The sequence below is a fragment of the Arthrobacter sp. 35/47 genome (assembly GCF_000520475.1).
Classification (GTDB): domain Bacteria; phylum Actinomycetota; class Actinomycetes; order Actinomycetales; family Micrococcaceae; genus Arthrobacter_D; species Arthrobacter_D subterraneus.
Genome location: NZ_KI914620.1, coordinates 96,730 through 99,597, shown reverse-complemented (window position 1 = coordinate 99,597; position 2,868 = coordinate 96,730). Strand labels below are relative to the sequence as shown.

Genomic DNA, 2,868 nt, shown 5'->3' with positions numbered 1-2,868 from the left:
GCTTCAGGCGAGCCAGTCGTTTAACGCCTTAAGGCAGGCGCGGATCGCTTCGGCGTGCACGTGCTCGTCATCTGAGTGGGCCAGCAGGGCGTCACCCGGACCGAAATTCACGGCAGGCACTCCCAGCGCACTGAATCGTGCGACGTCGGTCCAGCCGTATTTGGGTTTCGGTTCGGCGCCCACCGCCTGGACAAAAGCAGCAGCGGCGGGATGGTCCAGCCCGGGACGGGCCCCGGCAGCGGCGTCGGTCCGCTCCACGTCGAAACCATGGAGGAGCTGCCGGACGTACTCCTCCGCTTCCTCCGGCGTTTTGTCCGGGGCAAACCGGTAGTTCACCTCAACCACGGCGCGGTCCGGAATGACGTTTCCGGCGGTGCCGCCACTGATCAGGACGGCGTTAAGGCTTTCCCGGAAGTCGAGACCGTCGACGGACACGGTTGCGGGCTCGTGGTCCCTCAAACGCACCAGCACCTCCGCCGCCTTGTGGATCGCATTCTCGCCCATCCAGGCGCGGGCTGAGTGTGCTGCCCGGCCCGTCGTCGTGACGTTGAACCGGGCGGTGCCGTTGCAGCCGCCTTCAACGGTCCCGTCAGTCGGTTCGAGCAGCACGGCGAAGTCGCCCACGAGCCAGGCGGGATATTTCTCGACGAGCCGGCCGAGACCGCTGAGCGCCGCCTCGACTTCCTCGTGGTCGTAGAAGACGTAGGTGATGTCCCGGGTGGGCTCCGTCAACGCGGCGGCCAGTGCCAGCTGCACCGCGACGCCGCCCTTCATGTCCGTGGCCCCCCGGCCGTAGAGAACCTCGCCGTCCCATGAACTGGGGACAGTGCCGCGGGAACCCGGTACGCGCGGAAGCGGGACCGTATCGAGGTGCCCCGCGAGGATCACCCGCTCGGCCCGTCCCAGCGAGGTTCGTGCGACGAGCGAGTCTCCGTCCCGGATCACCTCGAGATGCGAACACGAGCGGAGGAGGTCCTCCACCGCATCAGCAAGAACCCGCTCATTGCCCGAGACACTGTCGATGTCGATGAGGTCGGCGGTGAGCTTGGCGACGTCGGCTCGGGGATCAAGGCGGGTCAACACGGAGTCAGTCATGGGTTCCAGCGTAGTGGCCGAGGGCCCCGCGCCGAGCGAAGCGAGGGGTGGGAGGCCGGCAGCGCGTAGTGGCCGAGGGCACCGCGGCGAGCGAAGCGAGGGGTGGGAGGCCGGCAGCGCGTAGTGGCCGAGGCCACCGCGGCGAGCGAAGCGAGGGGTGGGAGGCCGGCGGGTGCCACTCGGTAGAATGGAGGCCATGACTGAAACCGCTTCCGCTCCCCTGACCTCACCCGCAACTGACCCCCGGACGGCTTCCGGCGTGGGCCTTGCCACCCTGGCCGAGGACGGCACGGTGCTCGACGTCTGGTATCCCCAGCCGGTTCTAGGCGAAGCTGCCGGTCATTCCGGGGCAGAAACGCTGGTCACCGAGCTCGCGGCCCTCGCCGCTCCGGATGCGCTGCGCAGCGTCACCCAGGAGGTAGTGACCACTTCTTCACGCCTCGATGAAGCCCCCACTGACGCGGCGGACGCCTACCTGCGGCTCCATTTGCTCTCCCACCGGCTGGTACAGCCGAACACCATCAACCTCGACGGCATCTTCGGTCTGCTCGCCAACGTGGTGTGGACCAACTTTGGGCCCTGCGCCGTCAACGGATTCGAGACCACCCGCCTTCGCCTGCGCTCCCGCGGCGCCGTCGTGGTGTACGGCGTGGACAAGTTCCCCCGCATGGTTGACTACGTAATGCCCTCCGGTGTCCGGATCGCGGACGCCGACCGCGTCCGTCTGGGCGCACACCTGGCGGAGGGCACCACCGTCATGCACGAGGGCTTCGTGAACTTCAACGCCGGGACGCTCGGGCATTCAATGGTCGAGGGACGCATTTCCGCCGGGGTCGTCGTGGGCAACGGGTCGGACATCGGCGGCGGATCGTCCATCATGGGCACTCTCTCCGGCGGCGGCAAGGAACGTATCAGCATCGGTGAGCGCTGCCTGCTGAGCGCCCAGGCCGGCATCGGCATCTCCCTCGGCGATGACTGTGTCGTGGAAGCGGGCCTGTACATCACCGCAGGAACCAAGGTGACACTTCCGGACGGTTCGGTCGTCAAGGCCGCCGAGCTCTCCGGGCAATCAGGCGTCCTCTTCATCCGCAACTCCACCAGCGGCGTCGTCGAAGCACGTCAGCGGTCGGGTCAGGGAATCGCGTTGAACGCGGCCTTGCACGCCAACTAGGCAACCGGTATGCCGCAGACCAAGTCGCAGGCCCGACGCCGTCGCCGGCTCCGCACAGCGGGCGTTCTCACGGGACTCGTGGCTGTGGTCGGCGGCGGCGCCTACCTTGCCGTCACTCAGTTGAATTCCTCCGAGGTGCTGGTGCGCGAACGGTGCAGTGCCGTCGTCGGTACCGACACGTACGAGTTGGCTCCCGAGCAGGCAATGAATGCGTCCACCATTGCGGGGGTCGCCGTCAGCCGCGGTCTCCCCCCGCGCGCCGCCTCCATTGCCCTCGCCACCGCTGTGCAGGAGTCCGGCCTGCGCAACCTCAACTACGGTGACCAGGCAGGCCCGGACTCGCGTGGATTGTTCCAGCAGCGCCCCTCCCAGGGTTGGGGTACGCAGGAGCAGGTTCTGGATCCTGTCTACGCCGCAGGCGCTTTCTACGACGCGCTGGTCACAGTCCCGGGCTACCAGAGCCTGCCCATCACCGAGGCTGCACAGCTGGTGCAGCGCAGCGCCTACCCGGACGCCTACGCGGACCATGAACCCGAAGCTCGGGCGTTCGCGTCGGCGCTGACGGGCCAGTCCCCCGCCTCGCTGAACTGCGTGCTGCGCAA

At 67.8% G+C, this 2,868-nt stretch carries 3 protein-coding genes; 2 read left to right on the top strand and 1 reads right to left on the bottom strand.

Features of this window, described 5'->3' with window-relative positions; translation table 11 throughout:
• Nucleotides 1–3 precede the first annotated feature (3 nt).
• Nucleotides 4–1,095, bottom strand: coding sequence for a succinyl-diaminopimelate desuccinylase (dapE, locus tag X803_RS0116595; RefSeq protein WP_026546010.1), 1,092 nt, complete (start codon nt 1,093–1,095; stop codon nt 4–6).
• A gap of 196 nt (nt 1,096–1,291) precedes the next feature.
• Between dapE and dapD the strand changes: the two genes are divergently transcribed.
• Nucleotides 1,292–2,266: a 2,3,4,5-tetrahydropyridine-2,6-dicarboxylate N-succinyltransferase gene (gene dapD, locus X803_RS0116590; protein ID WP_051470853.1), complete on the top strand. Its 975-nt coding sequence runs from the start codon at nt 1,292–1,294 to the stop codon at nt 2,264–2,266.
• Between the two features lie 9 nt (nt 2,267–2,275).
• Nucleotides 2,276–2,868, top strand: a 593-nt coding sequence (locus X803_RS22405; protein WP_035779544.1) for a transglycosylase SLT domain-containing protein, incomplete at its 3' end; no start/stop codon positions are given.

Coding starts and splice junctions, on each gene's coding strand:
- dapE (WP_026546010.1), bottom strand. CDS start 1,095: ATGACTGACTCCGTGTTGACCCGCCTTGATCCCCGAGCCGACGTCGCC.
- dapD (WP_051470853.1), top strand. CDS start 1,292: ATGACTGAAACCGCTTCCGCTCCCCTGACCTCACCCGCAACTGACCCC.